Genomic DNA, 15118 nt, shown 5'->3' on the forward strand with positions numbered 1-15118 from the left:
CCCGTTCGAGGGTTTTACAATAGAGGGGCGGTTGATTTGTGGCCGTCTCTCACGTCTACTGACAGGATTCAAGGTTTTTCTTATGACTCACGCAATCCCCACTCCCTATGAAGATCTTCTGCGCGAAATCCTCGAGGAGAACAAGGACGCCATCGCGGCGGATGCGCAGCGTTCCGACCGTACCGGCACCGGTACCTTCGGTGTTTTTGGCCGTCAGATGCGTTTTGACCTGCGTGAGTCGTTCCCGCTGATTACCACCAAGCGTGTGCACTTCAAGTCTGTTGCCATTGAGCTGCTGTGGTTCTTGCGCGGTTCCTCGAATGTGCGCTGGTTGCAGGAGCGCGGCGTGACCATTTGGGATGAGTGGGCTGATGAGAACGGCGATTTGGGCCCGGTCTACGGCGTGCAGTGGCGTTCATGGCCGACCCCCGACGGTGGCACGATTGACCAGATTGCTAAGGTTATCGATTCGTTGAAGAATAACCCGAGCTCTCGCCGCCATATTGTTTCGGCATGGAACCCTGCCGAGGTGGACAACATGGCGCTTCCGCCCTGCCACGCACTCTTCCAGTTCTACGTGCACGAACGCGCGGACGGTGTGAAGGAGCTGTCCTGCCAGCTGTACCAGCGTAGCGCGGACATGTTCCTGGGCGTGCCCTTCAACATCGCCTCGTACGCTCTGCTGACCTACCTGATTGCGCAGGAGGTCGGTATGGAGCCGGGCGAGTTCGTGTGGACCGGCGGCGACTGCCACATCTACTCGAACCACCTGGAGCAGGTGAAGAAGCAGCTGGGCTACGGCACCGACCCGGAGGGTAACCCCTACCCGCCGCGCGAACCGTACCCGTACCCGAAGTTGGTTATTAAGACGAAGAAGCCTTCTATTTTCGATTACGAGTATGAAGACTTTGAGCTGGTGGATTACAAGCACCACCCCGGTATTGCCGCCCCGATTGCGGTCTAACTGCAGGTAACGAGGAGGCATGATGTATCGTTTGGGCGCTATTTGGGCACAAACTGATGCCGGTATTATCGGCCGTGACGGGGATATGCCCTGGTACGCTCCGGAGGATTTGGCGCACTTCAAGAAGGTGACGCTGGGTGCTCCGGTGATTATGGGTCGCCGCACCTGGGAGTCGTTCCCGCCGCGTTTTCGTCCCCTGCCGGGCCGTACGAATATTGTGATTAGCCGTTCGGTCACCGAGGCGGAAGAACGCGACGGTGCGCTGTGGGTTCCCTCGCTGGATGCGGCGCTGTACGCGGCTCGTGACGTTGCAGGCGCGCCGGTCGAAGCTACCCCGGCAGATACCGCCGCGGTTGATGCTTGGATTATTGGTGGCGGCTCCGTCTACGCGGAGGCACTCTCCCGCACCGACCTGCCCGTCTTCGGCCGGGTGAAGACGGTGGAGCGGACCCTCTTCTACTGCCAGGAAGGTAACGAGATTACCGGCGATACGCGAGCGCCCGAACTGCAGCTTGCAAATTCTGCGGGTAACTGCGAGGTCAGCTCCCCGAACGGGTGCTGGCGGGTCACCTCCGAGAGCGCCTGGGAGAATAGCGAGAAGGGTTACCTGCTCGATGAGTCGGGCACGAAGAACCCCATGTACTTCTCGTTCCAGCGGCTCGAACGTATCTAGTTCAAGCTTCCCTCATTCACTCGCTGATATAGACATGCATTTCAAGCCTGCGGCTACTCCCCTCCCGGAGTGCCGCGGGCTTGAGTGTTTAATGCGACTCCCGGTGCCCCGGTAATAAGCCCCGCCTCTTCACACGGTATCCCGTTCCGAATATCAGATTTTTTGTACGGTGTTAGTCCGCACCCGCCAGCCTGAGAGTACACTTGGAACCATGAACTTTATTCCCGGTGACTCTGTAGGTTTTGTTGGCTGGCGCGGCATGGTGGGCTCCGTCCTCATGAAGCGCATGGTTGAGGAAGGCGACTTCGAGGGCATTACCCCCGTCTTCTTCACCACCTCTAATGTTGGTGGCGCTGCGCCCACCTTCGACGGCGTAATTGAGCCGTCCGAGCTGAAGGACGCATACGACATTGATGAGTTGCGTAAGCACTCGATTATTGTGACCGCTCAGGGCGGTGGCTACACCGAGGCTGTGCACCCGAAGCTTCGTGCAGCCGGCTGGGACGGCCTGTGGATTGATGCCGCTTCCACCCTGCGCATGAACGATGACTCCATCATCGTGCTGGACCCCATTAACCGCGACGTCATCGACCGCGGCCTGGCATCCGGCGTGAAGGACTTCGTCGGCGGTAACTGCACCGTCTCCTGCCTGCTGATGGGCCTGGGCGGCCTCTTCAAGAACGACCTGGTCGAGTGGGCTACCTCCATGACCTACCAGGCTGCTTCCGGCGGCGGTGCCCGCCACATGCGCGAGGTGCTTGCACAGTTCCGCGACCTGGGCAACGAGGTCTCCGAGGAGCTGAACGACCCCGCATCCGCAATTCTGGACATCGACCGCAAGATCCTTGCTAAGCAGCGCTCCGGTGAGCTGGATTCTTCCCAGTTCGGTGTGCCGCTCGCCGGCTCCCTGATTCCCTGGATCGACTCGGATTTGGGTAACGGTCAGTCCCGCGAAGAGTGGAAGGCTGAGGTTGAGACCAACAAGATTCTGGGCCGCTCCGAAGATGACAAGATCACCATGGACGGTCTGTGCGTCCGCATCGCTGCGATGCGCTCGCACTCTCAGGCGCTGACCATCAAGCTCAAGAAGGACCTGCCGATCGAAGAGATCGAGCGCATCATCGCTGAGGACAACCCCTGGGTTCGCTTCGTGCCGAACCAGCGTGAGGAGTCCATGGAGCAGCTGACCCCCGTGGCTGCTTCCGGTTCTCTGGAAATTCCGGTTGGTCGCGTGCGTAAGCTTGCGATGGGCCCCGAGTACATTAGCGCGTTCACTGTGGGTGACCAGCTGCTCTGGGGTGCTGCTGAGCCGATTCGCCGCATGCTGCAGATTGCTGTTGGCAAGCTCTAAAGCTCACTGACACGCTATAAGAAAGCCCTCGCTACCAATCTTTTCGGATGGGAGCGAGGGCTTTTTGCGTCTGCGTATAGCGTGAGCTGGTTTAGCGCTGGTTTGCGGCGACGGCTTTGCGTTCTGCCTTGCGTGCGGCTTTGCGTTCCTTGCGCTGCTGTCGCCAGGCGCGGTAGCGGTACCAGGCGGTGAGCACCACGTGCTTCATGAAGACATTGGCGCGGCGTGCCCAGGTGAATTCGGTACCCCAAATGCCCAGGCCGATGAAGATGAACAGCCAGCCGGGGCCGGGGGTGACGAGCATAATCAGTCCGGCGATAAAGCAGAAGGCGCCCACGCCGATGACGAGGGGCTTGTAGAGATGACGCATGACCGGATGCGCGTGCATACGTTCCTTGCGGGCTTCGAGCCAGCGGTGAAAGCGGCTGGTCTCGCTTTCTTTGACTTCATCTTCAATAGTTTTCAGGGGTGGTCCTTCCAAACGTGCCGTAGGTGGCTTTCACCGGGCGGCGGTGGTTAGAGAATAGCATTTACTGCTGGATGGCGGCTGTGAAAGATTTCGTCATATATAAGATTTTTTGTCATCTTCAAAGTTTTTTCATGTTAGGGGTGTTCAAGTCGAAAGTACCTTTATACACTGTAAAGGAACAATTCGCCCGGCACTACGCCTAAACACTAAGGAAGCGACCCACTACCGTGTCCTCCTCACGTCCCGCATCAACGGACTCACCCCGCATCAACGCTGTTGCACCCGCTGGTACCTCTGCACCCGCTACTGAACGCAACGCCGCACCGACCCTCAACGAACGCCTCGAAAACCTGCCCTTCACCCGCGCCCACGGCAAGCTCCTGGGCATCTCGGGTCTCGGCTGGGCGCTGGACGCCATGGACGTTGGCCTCATCTCCTTCGTCATGGCGGCACTCATCAAGGAATGGCAGCTCAGCCCCACCGAAGCCTCCTGGCTCGGATCCATCGGATTCGCCGGCATGGCGCTCGGTGCAACCTTCGGCGGCCTACTCGCCGATAAGCTCGGCCGCCGCTACATCTTCGCCCTCACCCTGCTGATTTACGGTCTGGCGACCGGCGCATCCGCCCTGGCAACCTCCCTGGGTGTGCTGCTCGTCTTCCGTTTCCTGGTTGGTCTGGGTCTGGGCGCGGAACTTCCCGTGGCGTCCACCCTGATTTCTGAGTTCTCGCCGCGTGCTATTCGCGGGCGCGTCGTGGTCGCCCTGGAGGCTTTCTGGGCTCTGGGCTGGATCCTCGCCGCGCTCATCGGTACCTTCGTCGTTCCGCAGGCTAATGGCTGGCGTTGGGCGCTTGCCATCGGTCTGATCCCCGCCATCTACTCGCTCGTAATCCGTATGGGAACCCCCGAGTCGGTGCGCTTCCTGGAGTCGGTCGGCAAGCACGATCAGGCACGACAGGTGGTCGAACGTTTCGAGGCCTCCCCCGCGCTCTTCTCCCGAACCGGTAAGAAGCAGACCGAAGACGCTTCCGCACACGGTGCCGCAGAAAGTGCCGACAACGCAGAATCCGCGAAGATTCACTCCATCTGGGCTGCCGGTCAGCGCCGCAAGACCATCGCCCTGTGCGTCATCTGGTTCTGCATCAACCTCTCCTACTACGGCGCGTTCATCTGGATTCCGGCGCTGCTGAACGCCCAGGGCTTCAGCCTCGTGAAGTCCTTCGCATTCACCCTCATCATGACCCTCGCCCAGCTGCCCGGCTACGCGGTCGCCGCCTACCTCATCGAAAAGTGGGGCCGACGCGCAACCCTGGCGACCTTCCTGCTCGGCTCCGCACTGGCGGCAGCTGGCTACGGCATGGCGCACTCCGAGGTATTCATTATCCTCGCCGGTTGCATGCTCTCCTTCTTCAACCTCGGCGCGTGGGGCGCCCTCTACGCCCTGAGCCCGGAGATCTTCCCGACCCACCTGCGCGGAACCGGCACCGGTGCCGCCGCCGGTATCGGCCGTATCGCCTCCATCGCGGCGCCGCTCATTGTGCCGCCGCTGGTCGCATTCGGTGGAACCCCGCTGCTCTTTACGCTCTTCTCCACCGCGTTCCTGGTAGCGGCAACCACCGTGTTCCTGCTGCCTGAACGCCGCGGCGAGTCCCTCTAACGAGCCGCCTAGCCTACATGATGGGCTGTCCCTCCTGAACGCTTTTTCCGAGCAGTCAGAAGGGGCAGCTCATTTGTCATTTAAGCCCCCTATCCATGCGCCACAACCTCAAACTATGAGAGGATACGTTCTATGCTCGATTCCTTCCTCTCCAGCCCCTACCGCACAGAGTTCAGCCCCTGGCCCGTGAGCGAACACTACGCCACCGAACGTGCCGGCGGCGTGCCCGAAGCCATGCTGCTGCCGGGCGAACTCACCGTGCACCGTAGCGACGGGGCAAAAATGAGCTACTACCTGGACTGGCCCGAGGAATTCAACGAATACACCCGCGCAATCACCCTGCGCCCGCGCACCAAAAACGGCTACCCACAGGACTTTACGCTCAGCGTCGCCGTACGCGACGGCCAGGCTGTCTTCACCGCAACCGCGCTCAGCTTCTGGGAACAGCGCGACGGCCGCCCCTACGACCATGAGCCCATCGCCCGCGGCTACGTGGACGTCGTAGCCTACGAATCCTGCGAGGAATACGTGGGCAATTCCGCCGCGCCCGCCCTCATCGGCTGGGATATCGCAGACCTCTACCCTGCACGCATGGCGCTCATCCGCGCCCTCTGCGAAGGAATCGCCAGCAGCATCACAATGGGCACCCAAATCCTCGCGGACGGGCAGGTACAGGTCGACCACAAGGACGGGGATCTGCTCGCCCTACACGTAAACGCGATCAGCACCGTAGGCGGCATGGTCCGCGCCCTCATCATCGAGCAGGACCGTGTGCCCAGCGGCGTATCTACCAGCACCGCTACCGGTACCTCCGAGCGTGCCGACCTGCAGACGCGCGCCTACTACGCCAACGTGCTTTCCCCCGTTCCCGGCGAGTTCGGCAACCTTGTCTGGTCGCACAGCGAGGACGCGGAATACTACCCGTACCGGCCCACGCGCCATAAGCCGATTTTCCACGCCCCCAGCCCGCCGCAGAAGCTTCCCCTGGCGGTTCAGGTGCTGATGGAGCATCTGCCTGCCGCTCCCCTTGCGGCAACGCGCACAGCGCCCAAGCGCAGGCCCTACCTGCCGGGCCAGGTGCGTATCTCCTCACCTCGCCACTAGCTCAGCGAGTCAATACAACGCTTCGGGCGGTCTCCAATGAAGAGACCGCCCGAAGCGTTTATTCTATGCGTCCTCGCGCTACGAGAGGCGAGAAGTTAAGCGTTTAGATTTCGCCGTTGACCACGACAGGTTCAGGAACCAGGGTCACGCCAAAACGTTCATGCACGCCGTCGCGCACAGCGCGGGCGATAGCGAAGATGTCCTCAGCGGATGCGCCGCCGCGGTTCGTAATCGCCAGGGTATGCTTGGTCGACAGGCTTGCACGACCCTGAGCGATCTCGCGGGACTCGCCCTCCAGACCGAAGCCCTTCTCGAAACCGGCGTGCTGAATCAGCCAGGCAGCCGAGAGCTTCACGTGATCGGGGTCCTCGACACCCGCGGTGAACGGGGAAGTCTTCACGACCACCGGGAAGTTCGGGGCGCCCTCGGGCAGGGAATCCAGGGTCGAGCGCGGAACGATCGGGTTGGTGAAGAAGGAACCGGTGGAGAAGGTATCACGGTCCTCGGGGTTGAGCACCATGCCCTTGGAACCGCGCAGCTCCAGCACCTTTTCGCGTACCAGGGCGGATTCGGCGCGCTGACCGGGCTCAACGCCCAGGCTCTTCGCTAGCTCGGCGTAACGAATCGGGGAGGACAGGCTACCGAGGGTGAACTGGAAATCAACGGTCAGCACCACGTAGCGGGGCGAGCCGTTGACGGTTGCGCGCTTGAGCACCGAGTCCCGGTAGCCGAAGCGCAGGTCTGCGCTCGCGAAGGTCTTCCGAGTGTTCTTTTCGCGGTCCCAGGTGCGTACGGAGGCGATGAACTCGCCCACCTCAACGCCGTATGCGCCGACGTTCTGCACGGGGGTTGCACCCACAGTGCCGGGAATACCGGAGAGAGCCGCGGGGCCAACCCATTCGTTCTCGATGCTGAGCTTCACGAAGTCGTCCCAGATAGTGCCCGCCTGCACGCGCACGTTCGCGCCGCCGCATGCGGGGATGGGCAGAACCTCTACGCCTTCGGAGGCGATGTGCACGACGGTTCCGTTGAAGCCTTCGTCGGAAACCAGCAGGTTGGAACCGCCGCCCACGATGAGGACGGGCTCGCCTGCGGCGTCTGCAGCGGAGACTGCTTCGATAATTTCTGCTTCGGAGGTGGCGCGGACGTAGGTCTTAGCGGGGCCGCCTACCTGGGCGGTGGTCAGTTCGCTCAACAGCTTTTCAGTCATAGGTTAAGAATACCGGTCGTTGTGCGGGGTCAACACCCACCACGCGTTAAAGTCACGAAAACCTTATGGTGATTTTGCCTTCATTTTCCGGCGCGCCTCCCGCAGAAAGAAGCGCCACCACCTGCGTCGGTGAGCGCGCTGCCGAGCACACAGCCGAGCGCACAAAAGCCCCGGCACCACCTCATCGGGTAGCGCCAGGGCTTTCACATAATTGCTTTCACACGGCTATCTGCAAGCACAGAAACTCTATGCCGAGAGACGAACCACAGCCTGGCTCTTCATCAGAACCTTCTGCTCCTTGCCTTCCTCATCACGAGCGGTGACGGTCAGGTCAATGCGGGCGGTGCGCTCCTCCTCGTTCAGGGCGCCCACCTTACCGCTGATGGTCAGGGCGTTCGTGGGGGTGTCGGGGTTTTCGCCGCCGGGTGCATCCGCCACGGGAACGGGCTTGGTGAATCGAGTCTGGTAGTCCACGATCGCGCCAGGGTCGCCCGCCCAGTCGCTCACGAGCTGCACGGCGGTACCCATGGTCAGCATGCCGTGAGCGATCACGCCGGACAGGCCCACCGACTGAGCAAAACGCTCGTTCCAGTGAATCGGATTGAAGTCACCGGATGCGCCAGCGTAACGCACCAGCGAAGCGCGGGAGAGCTCCACGGTACGCGAACCGATGTCCTGGCCCTTTTCAAGATCTTCAAAACGCACCATTAGTTTTCCTCCTCAGCACGAACCAGCAGGGAAGAAATGCAGGTGGTGACCGGCTCGCCCTGCGCATCAACGATTTCTTCACGGGTAGTCAGCATTGCGCCGGCACCCATAACGCGCACGGAGTCCACGTGAACTTCGGTGCGCAGCTCATCACCGGCAACAATGGGGCGGTGATGGGTGAAGCGCTGGTCGGCGTGCACCACGCGGGAGAAATCAATACCGGCGGAATCGTCGTTGATGAGTGCCGCGTCAGCTGCCTGCGCCAGGATAATGGCGAAGGTCGGCGGGGCAATCACATCTGCGTACCCTGCCGCGCGGGCTGCCTCAACGTCGTGGTGGAGGGGGTTTTCTGCGTGAACTGCTCGGGCAAATTCGCGGATCTTTTCGCGACCGACAACGTAGGTGTTCTCGGACGGGTAGACCCTGCCCACAATCTCAGGGTTAATGCTCATGATTTCAGTCTACCGTTCTTGTGCACAGTGTTCAGCTCAAACGTACAGAGTGGACAGACCACTGTACAGGTAACCGGCGTGCAGGCGTGCAGTATTTCGTCGCATTTTTACCTGCTAGCGAAGGCCCCTACCCATCCAGCCCAAGCAGGCGTAGGCTGGACGGGTACCCGCAATCTATTTCAGAAGGAAAAGTTATGTCTTCCAACGTAAAAATTTCGGTGCTTGACCTGATGCCGCACCGCCCCGACCAGAGCCAGCACCAGACCATGCTCAACACCATCGATGCCGCCCGCGCGGCTGAGTCCTACGGCTACGAGCGTTTCTGGGTCGCCGAGCACCACAATGCCGGCTCCCTGCTGTCCTCGGCGACCGTCGTGGTCATGGCGGAGATCGCTGCCGCAACCGAGCGTATTCGCGTGGGTTCGGGCGGCATTATGCTCCCCAACCACGCACCCTACGTGGTGGCGGAGCAGTTCGGTACCCTCAACGCATTCCACCCCGGCCGTATTGACCTGGGTGTGGGCCGTGCGCCCGGCACCGACCCGATGACCGCCGCCGCTCTGCGCCGCGACGATTCTGCCGCCATGAGCTTCCCCGCCGAGGTGCAGCAGCTGCAGCGCTTCCTGGGCGAGCCCTCCCCCATGCACCGCGTGCACGCCATTCCCGGCCAGGGCTCGAAGGTGCCCCTGTACATTCTGGGTTCTTCCCTGTTCGGTGCGCAGCTTGCCGCACAGCTGGGTCTGCCCTACGCGTTCGCTTCGCATTTTGCGCCCGCAATGCTGCAGGAGGCGGTAGACACCTACCGCGCAAACTTCAAGCCCTCCGAGCACCTGGAACAGCCCTACGTCATGGTGGGTGCAACCGCAATGCTCGCCGATACCGACGAGCGAGCACGCTACCTGTACACGACCCAGCAACAGCATTTCCTGGGCGTGGTGCGCGGCAATCTGTCTTTCGCACCTCCCGTGGAAGATATGGACGCCGTCTGGACCGACGCGGAGAAGATGCACATTGAACGCATGACCGCCGAAGCAATCGTAGGCTCCCCCGCCACCGCACAGGCTCGTATTGAGGACCTGGTGGCGCGCACGGGCGCTGACGAGCTCATCGTCATGACCGAGGCGTGGGAGCACGAGGACCGTCTGCGCTCCTACGAGCTGCTGTCCCAGCTGCCGGTGGTGCGCCGCGCCTCCTAACGCTTCGATCAGAGCATAAAGATGAAGCCCCCGAGTATTTTTCTCGGGGGCTTTGCTATGCCCGGCATCGGGCCGCGGGGCTGAGTACCTATTGAGCACATGCAGACCGGGCTTCAGGCAAAGAAAATAGGCAGACAAAATGGCAAACAAAAAAGCCTGCCTCCGAAGAGACAGGCTTATCTGAGCCCCGACCGGGAATCGATCCCGGGACCTCCATCTTACCAAGATGGCGCTCTACCACTGAGCTATCGGGGCGTAGCGGTGGACGGGCTCGATCCGTCGACCTCACGATTATGAGTCGTGCGCTCTAACCAGCTGAGCTACACCGCCACATCATTAATACGTGCTCTCGCATGAATTAATGAGAGAGCCCCGACCGGGAATCGATCCCGGGACCTCCATCTTACCAAGATGGCGCTCTACCACTGAGCTATCGGGGCAACAGGTAAAACTATACAGGTCTTCAAGAATGCTCGCAAGCGGAGAAGCTATGGCATGCACCACATTTAACGTTTTCCTGTTCTCCGCCCTGCCGCACGATAGCCCAGCAATGACCAGGCGCCCCAGTAATGATCAGGCACCACCGCAACAGCTGACGCAAACACATCAACACCCATATACATAAAGACCGGCAGGAGAGCTCATCGCTCCCCTGCCGGTCTTTGACTCATATGCGAATGACAAGGCTGCTAGCCGATAGCCTCAGCAAGCCTCTCATACCGCAAATCCATGCTTAGCCGGAATCTTAGTAGCGCTTGCCGCGGCCGCCGAAGTCACGGCCACCATCGCGGTTGCCACGGTAGCCGCCATCACGGCGGTTATCACGGCCACCGAAGTCGCGACCACCAAAGTCACGGTCATTACGCTTGCCACCGAAATCACGGCCGCCACGCTTGAAGTCGCGGTCACCGCCGAAGTCACGGCCACCGCCGCCGCCCTTGGGGCCGTTGTCCTTGCGGATGTTGATGAACTCGCCAGCAATCTTGGTGTCGCGCAGGCGATCGAAGAAGTCGCGGGGCAGGTCCTCGGGCAGGCCAACAATGGTGAAGTGCTGGCGAATGTCGATGGAGCCGATCTGGGAGCCCTTAATGCCACCCTCGTTAGCCAGTGCACCCACAATAGCGCCTGCGGTCACGCGGGAGGAACGGCCAACGTTCAGCTTGTAGTTGACCATGCCCTCGTCGTTGTGCGCGCGCTTTGCCTTACGGCCGCCGCGATCCGAATCCTCGTCAGAGAAGGGGCGGGACTTGTTGGCGATATCTTCGCTCTCATCGAGGAAGAAGGGGCGACCCTGCTGGGCGATAACAGCCAGTGCAGCTGCAATGTCCTCAGCGGTGGTGTCGTGCTCGTTCTCGTAGTCCTCGATAATCTGGCGGAAGAAGCTCAGGTCCTCAGACTCGATGGTCTCGGTAATCTGCTGTGCGAAGCGCTGCTTACGGGTCTCGTTCACTGCCTCTGCAGTGGGCATGTGCATCGGCTCGACCTTCTGGCGGGTTGCCTTCTCGATCTGGCGCAGCATGTACTTCTCACGCGGGGTGACGAAGAGGATTGCGGCACCTTCACGACCTGCACGGCCGGTACGACCGATGCGGTGCACGTAGGACTCGGTGTCGTGGGGGATGTCGTAGTTGACGACCAGGGAGATGCGCTCAACGTCCAGACCGCGTGCCGCCACGTCGGTTGCCACGAGGATGTCGATGCGGCCGTCACGCAGGGCGTCAACGGTGCGCTCACGCAGCTGCTGGGGGATGTCACCGTTAATCGCTGCTGCCGCGAAACCGCGTGCCTTCAGCTTGTCGGCAACTTCCTCGGTTTCCTTCTTGGTGCGCACGAAGACGATGATGCCGTCGTAGTTTTCGACCTCGAGCACGCGGGTCATTGCATCCAGCTTGTGGGAGTGCATGACCTGCATGTAGCGCTGGGAGATATTTGCGCTGGTGGTGGTCTTAGCCTTGACGCGAACCTCGACGGGGTCGTTCAGGTACTGCTGAGCGATCTTGCGGATCGAGTTGGGCATGGTTGCGGAGAAGAGCGCAACCTGCTTGCTGTCGGGGGTGCCCTCGAGGATCTTTTCCACGTCTTCGGCGAAGCCCATGCGCAGCATTTCGTCTGCCTCGTCCAGTACCAGGTACTGCAGGTTGGACAGGTCCAGGGAGCCCTTTTCCAGGTGGTCAATCACGCGGCCGGGGGTACCGACGACGACCTGCGCACCGCGGCGCAGACCAGCCAGCTGCGGGCCGTAGGGGGAGCCACCGTAGATGGGCAGGACGGTGAAGTCCTCCATGTGGGTCGCGTAGGAGGAGAAGGCTTCTGCAACCTGCAGAGCCAGCTCGCGGGTGGGTGCCAGGACCAGGACCTGGGTGTCGCGGGAGACGCCGTTGATGTCGGCGAGTTCAGCCATGCGGGACAGTGCCGGCAGCGCGAATGCTGCGGTCTTACCGGTACCGGTCTGTGCCAGACCGACCACGTCGTGGCCTTCAAGCAGCAGGGGGATAGTCTGCTCCTGAATGGGGGACGGCTTCTCGTAACCGACCTCTTCCAGGGCTGCCAGGACGCGGGCGTCCAGGCCCAGGTCGGTGAAGCGTACGCCTTCTTCTTCAGCCTTTTCGGCGGTTTCTTCGGCGGGTGCTTCTGCAGTAGCTTCTGCGGTGGTTTCTTCTGCTTCTACAGCAGGGCTCTCAACGGTGTTCTCGGTGATGTTCTCAGTGGTCACAACGGTCTCTGCCTCGGCGTTCAGTTCGGCCGGGGTAGCAGTATTCTCAGTCAATTTTTCCTCTATACGGTAGGGGTGGAAGCGCACGCTTTTCGGCGCTTACCGGGTGTCCCCTTCACGGCCCAGCCACACATCATCCCCTGGGGAGTAGAACGTCCAGGGGTCCTCCGTTACCGGCGCATTCTGCAGAGGTGTTCTGCGGATGCTGCGGGTAGCGGCTTTTGCTGGGGGTGGTCTTGAATTTCTCGGCACATTATCCGCACGCCTATTCGTACTCTGTGCTTGGCGCACAGTAGTCCCTGCGAATCAGGGGTGTACAGGGTGGGTAATGCTCACATGCAATGTCACGTATTCCTGGTGGTTCGCCTTCCCGCTCTACGGCGGTGGTGTGTCTGTTACAGCAGACGCAGTAAAGACGCTGGACCAGAGATCGTTAAGAGAAGCCCGCGTGTACGGTGTGAACCGCAAATTTATGGGGCGTATCAATCGGTGATGGTGAGTACGGCGCACCTACAATTCCAGCACCACCTTGGGTGCCGGGTGCGCACAAGACCTTCATCGGGGGTTCCCGTGTTCTATCCAGTGTACAGCAGGGTCCCCACTTGAGTCATAAAAAGGTGCTTAAAACCTCATCTCTTAAATGCGAGCGCCCACCCCAGCGTTTGCGGGGTGGGCGCTCATTGAGCCGCTGAACCGAGAGGCTAGTCTACGCGGCGCACAATATCAATCGTGCCAACGGTCGCGTACTTAGCGTAGGAATGGCCGTAGCGGTCGGCCGCGTACTGTGCGGCGTTGGTCGGCGGGTTGCCGCCCCAGGAGTTGCTCCTGCGGTCGATAACCACGTAGTCGGGGGCGGGCTCACCGGTGTGACCAATCCAGTAGACGGTACGACCGGGAATCAGCTGGGTCAGAATCGACAGGTCAGATGCGACCGATACCCCTTCAGGTACCTTCTGGACGGCGTCCTGCTTCATCTGGTCAGTCGTAGTCAGCGCGGAGGCGGTGAACTGCGCATTACCCAGGGACGCGAGGGGCTGCTGGGAGCCGGGCACGAAAATCGGGGAGGCGGCAAGGAAGAGCGCCGCGGCGGGTAGAGCCCATACGGGTATGCGGCGTGCCGTGGCGGTGAGGCGGCCGGGCTCGGTATTGGTCTGAGGTTCCTGCGCGGAGGCGCTATCGGCTGCGCGCGCGCCCAAACGCGCCGGAATCGCAGCGGGAACCACTCCGTAGCGTATCCACATGACGGCGTCGAGCAGGGCGAGGAAGACGACGGGCATGAGCACGAGCGAGTAGTGCCAGGTGCTTGCCCAGTAGGATTCCATGGTGGAGAGCAGACGCCAGGCGAGGGTCGGCAGGGCAATTGCCGCGAGCGGAGAAATCACCCAGAGGACAGCTCCGGTAATGAGCAGCAGTCCGAGGGTTGCCAGCTTGGTGTTGTTACTGAGCATCTGCAACGCTGAGCCGAAGGGGTCGCCCAAGGCTGCGGAGAAGTTCACCTTGTCGGCGTAATCAAAGTTTCCACCGCTATTGAAGTAGGGCAGAATCACGTAGACGGCGACGACAGACCAGAACACACCCCACATCATGACCATGGTGGATTCTGCGACGGCGGGGGTGCGTGCCCACGAGGAGTAGAGCTGCTGCATGCGGGCACGCATGGGGGCGGGAGTACCAGCGGAAAGGCGCGGCATCAGAATGTCAACAGCGGTGCTCAACCAGCCGGTGCGGATAAAGATGATGAGGCCGATGGCTGCGACAGTAATACCCATATCTTCTTTGACGAAGGCAATGGGCAGGGACCACCAGCAAGCGTAGGCGAGGTAGCGGGCACGTTCGGTGCCACTCACTCGTGAGGCAAGCACCAGGTAACCGAGGCTCATGGCAAGCAGCGGCACGGCGAAGGCTACTTCGTGGAATTGGGCGGCGATAGCCTGCTGAACGCCGAAGCTGAGGGCGAATCCGGCGCCGAGCAGCAGACCGGTGAGGGTCGGGATGACGCTCTGAAGTTTTGCGGACTGAGCATTCTGCGCAGGTTCGTTCTTCTGCGCATCTTCAGTTTTTTGGGCGAGCGCGAAGGCACGCTGAGTGAAGCGCACAATGGCGAAGCTTGCGAAGGCGACCAGGGCGTTCTGCACGACCAGTAACGTGGTCGGCGAGGGGAACAACGCGTAGACGGGTCCCAGGAGCACCAGAATCGGGTGGAAGTGGTCACCCCAGAGGTTAAAGTCGGGCCCCTTAATCGGCACGATGGGTACGGAGAAGTGCGAGTACGCCTGTGCCATCTGGGTAAAAATCGCTAGATCCCAGGAGGGGGTAATCCAGTGCTTCATCTGTTGCAGCGAGTAGTAGGTGTACAACGCCATGACGGCGGCGGCAAGCAACAGACCGGGTAGTAGTTCGAGGGGGCGGATGCTCTTGACGCGCTCGGTGAGGGACTGACGCGGCTGTTTCTTGGCGCGCTGAGTACTGCCCGCGCTGGTGGCAGTGCTGTTCTTCTGTTCAGGTGCGTCAGTATTCGAGGATGCTTCGTGTGCTTCCGCTGCCATAGGCGTCCTTCTCTCGGGGTACGTGTCCGGGCTACAGGCGCCCACAGAGCGGGTGGAACGCGTCGCCTATGTCGTGC

General features: G+C 61.1%; 12 protein-coding genes and 3 tRNA genes. 6 read left to right on the top strand and 9 right to left on the bottom strand.

The genetic code is table 11. The features are described from left to right. Nucleotides 1–82: 82 nt before the first annotated feature. From HMPREF2980_RS07215 to asd, 3 genes are all read left to right on the top strand, one after another. A complete protein-coding gene (locus HMPREF2980_RS07215) occupies nt 83–964 on the top strand; it encodes a thymidylate synthase (protein WP_049353365.1) in 882 nt (293 codons plus the stop codon). 22 nt (nt 965–986) lie between these two features. Further along, entirely contained in the window at nt 987–1637 is a 651-nt protein-coding gene (locus HMPREF2980_RS07220) for a dihydrofolate reductase (RefSeq protein WP_070691047.1), read from the top strand. 211 nt (nt 1638–1848) lie between these two features. Beyond that, nucleotides 1849–2988, top strand: a complete 1140-nt coding sequence (asd, locus tag HMPREF2980_RS07225; protein WP_070691050.1) for an aspartate-semialdehyde dehydrogenase — start codon at nt 1849–1851, stop codon at nt 2986–2988. A 91-nt stretch (nt 2989–3079) separates the two neighbouring features. Here the strand turns inward: asd and HMPREF2980_RS07230 are convergent, their stop codons facing one another. Next, nucleotides 3080–3376, bottom strand: coding sequence for a PGPGW domain-containing protein (locus tag HMPREF2980_RS07230; RefSeq protein ID WP_239663377.1), 297 nt, complete (start codon nt 3374–3376; stop codon nt 3080–3082). Nucleotides 3377–3684: 308 nt separating this feature from the next. Here HMPREF2980_RS07230 and HMPREF2980_RS07235 point away from each other — a divergent pair, with 308 nt between their 5' ends. Both HMPREF2980_RS07235 and HMPREF2980_RS07240 read left to right on the top strand, forming a co-directional pair. Continuing rightward, nucleotides 3685–5112, top strand: a complete 1428-nt coding sequence (locus HMPREF2980_RS07235; RefSeq protein WP_083313519.1) for an MFS transporter — start codon at nt 3685–3687, stop codon at nt 5110–5112. A 132-nt stretch (nt 5113–5244) separates the two neighbouring features. Then, nucleotides 5245–6216, top strand: coding sequence for a histidine kinase (locus tag HMPREF2980_RS07240; protein WP_070691052.1), 972 nt, complete (start codon nt 5245–5247; stop codon nt 6214–6216). A 103-nt stretch (nt 6217–6319) separates the two neighbouring features. On the opposite strand, the gene HMPREF2980_RS07245 is transcribed toward HMPREF2980_RS07240, so the two are convergent. The 3 genes from HMPREF2980_RS07245 to HMPREF2980_RS07255 form a co-directional block, all read right to left on the bottom strand. Next, nucleotides 6320–7426, bottom strand: a complete 1107-nt coding sequence (locus HMPREF2980_RS07245; protein WP_049349187.1) for a UDP-N-acetylmuramate dehydrogenase — start codon at nt 7424–7426, stop codon at nt 6320–6322. Between the two features lie 246 nt (nt 7427–7672). Then, entirely contained in the window at nt 7673–8134 is a 462-nt protein-coding gene (locus HMPREF2980_RS07250; RefSeq protein ID WP_049349185.1) for a MaoC family dehydratase, read from the bottom strand. Then, nucleotides 8134–8586: a MaoC family dehydratase N-terminal domain-containing protein gene (locus tag HMPREF2980_RS07255; protein ID WP_005504824.1), complete on the bottom strand. Its 453-nt coding sequence runs from the start codon at nt 8584–8586 to the stop codon at nt 8134–8136. Before HMPREF2980_RS07255 ends, HMPREF2980_RS07250 begins: the two co-directional genes overlap by 1 nt. Before the next feature lie 194 nt (nt 8587–8780). Between HMPREF2980_RS07255 and HMPREF2980_RS07260 the strand changes: the two genes are divergently transcribed. Beyond that, entirely contained in the window at nt 8781–9782 is a 1002-nt protein-coding gene (locus tag HMPREF2980_RS07260; RefSeq protein WP_005504823.1) for an LLM class flavin-dependent oxidoreductase, read from the top strand. A 183-nt stretch (nt 9783–9965) separates the two neighbouring features. On the opposite strand, the gene HMPREF2980_RS07265 is transcribed toward HMPREF2980_RS07260, so the two are convergent. From HMPREF2980_RS07265 to HMPREF2980_RS07285, 5 genes are all read right to left on the bottom strand, one after another. Next, nucleotides 9966–10037 (bottom strand) — tRNA-Thr (locus tag HMPREF2980_RS07265). 1 nt (nt 10038) lies between these two features. After that, a tRNA-Met gene (locus HMPREF2980_RS07270) sits at nt 10039–10112 on the bottom strand. 38 nt (nt 10113–10150) lie between these two features. Continuing rightward, a tRNA-Thr gene (locus HMPREF2980_RS07275) sits at nt 10151–10222 on the bottom strand. Nucleotides 10223–10527: 305 nt separating this feature from the next. Continuing rightward, complete coding sequence (locus tag HMPREF2980_RS07280) at nt 10528–12549, bottom strand: DEAD/DEAH box helicase (protein WP_070691055.1); 2022 nt, start codon at nt 12547–12549, stop codon at nt 10528–10530. Nucleotides 12550–13196: 647 nt separating this feature from the next. Then, entirely contained in the window at nt 13197–15041 is a 1845-nt protein-coding gene (locus tag HMPREF2980_RS07285; protein WP_070691056.1) for a DUF2079 domain-containing protein, read from the bottom strand. Between the last annotated feature and the right edge of the window lie 77 nt (nt 15042–15118).

Source organism: Rothia sp. HMSC076D04, from assembly GCF_001814645.1.
Lineage (GTDB): Bacteria > Actinomycetota > Actinomycetes > Actinomycetales > Micrococcaceae > Rothia > Rothia mucilaginosa.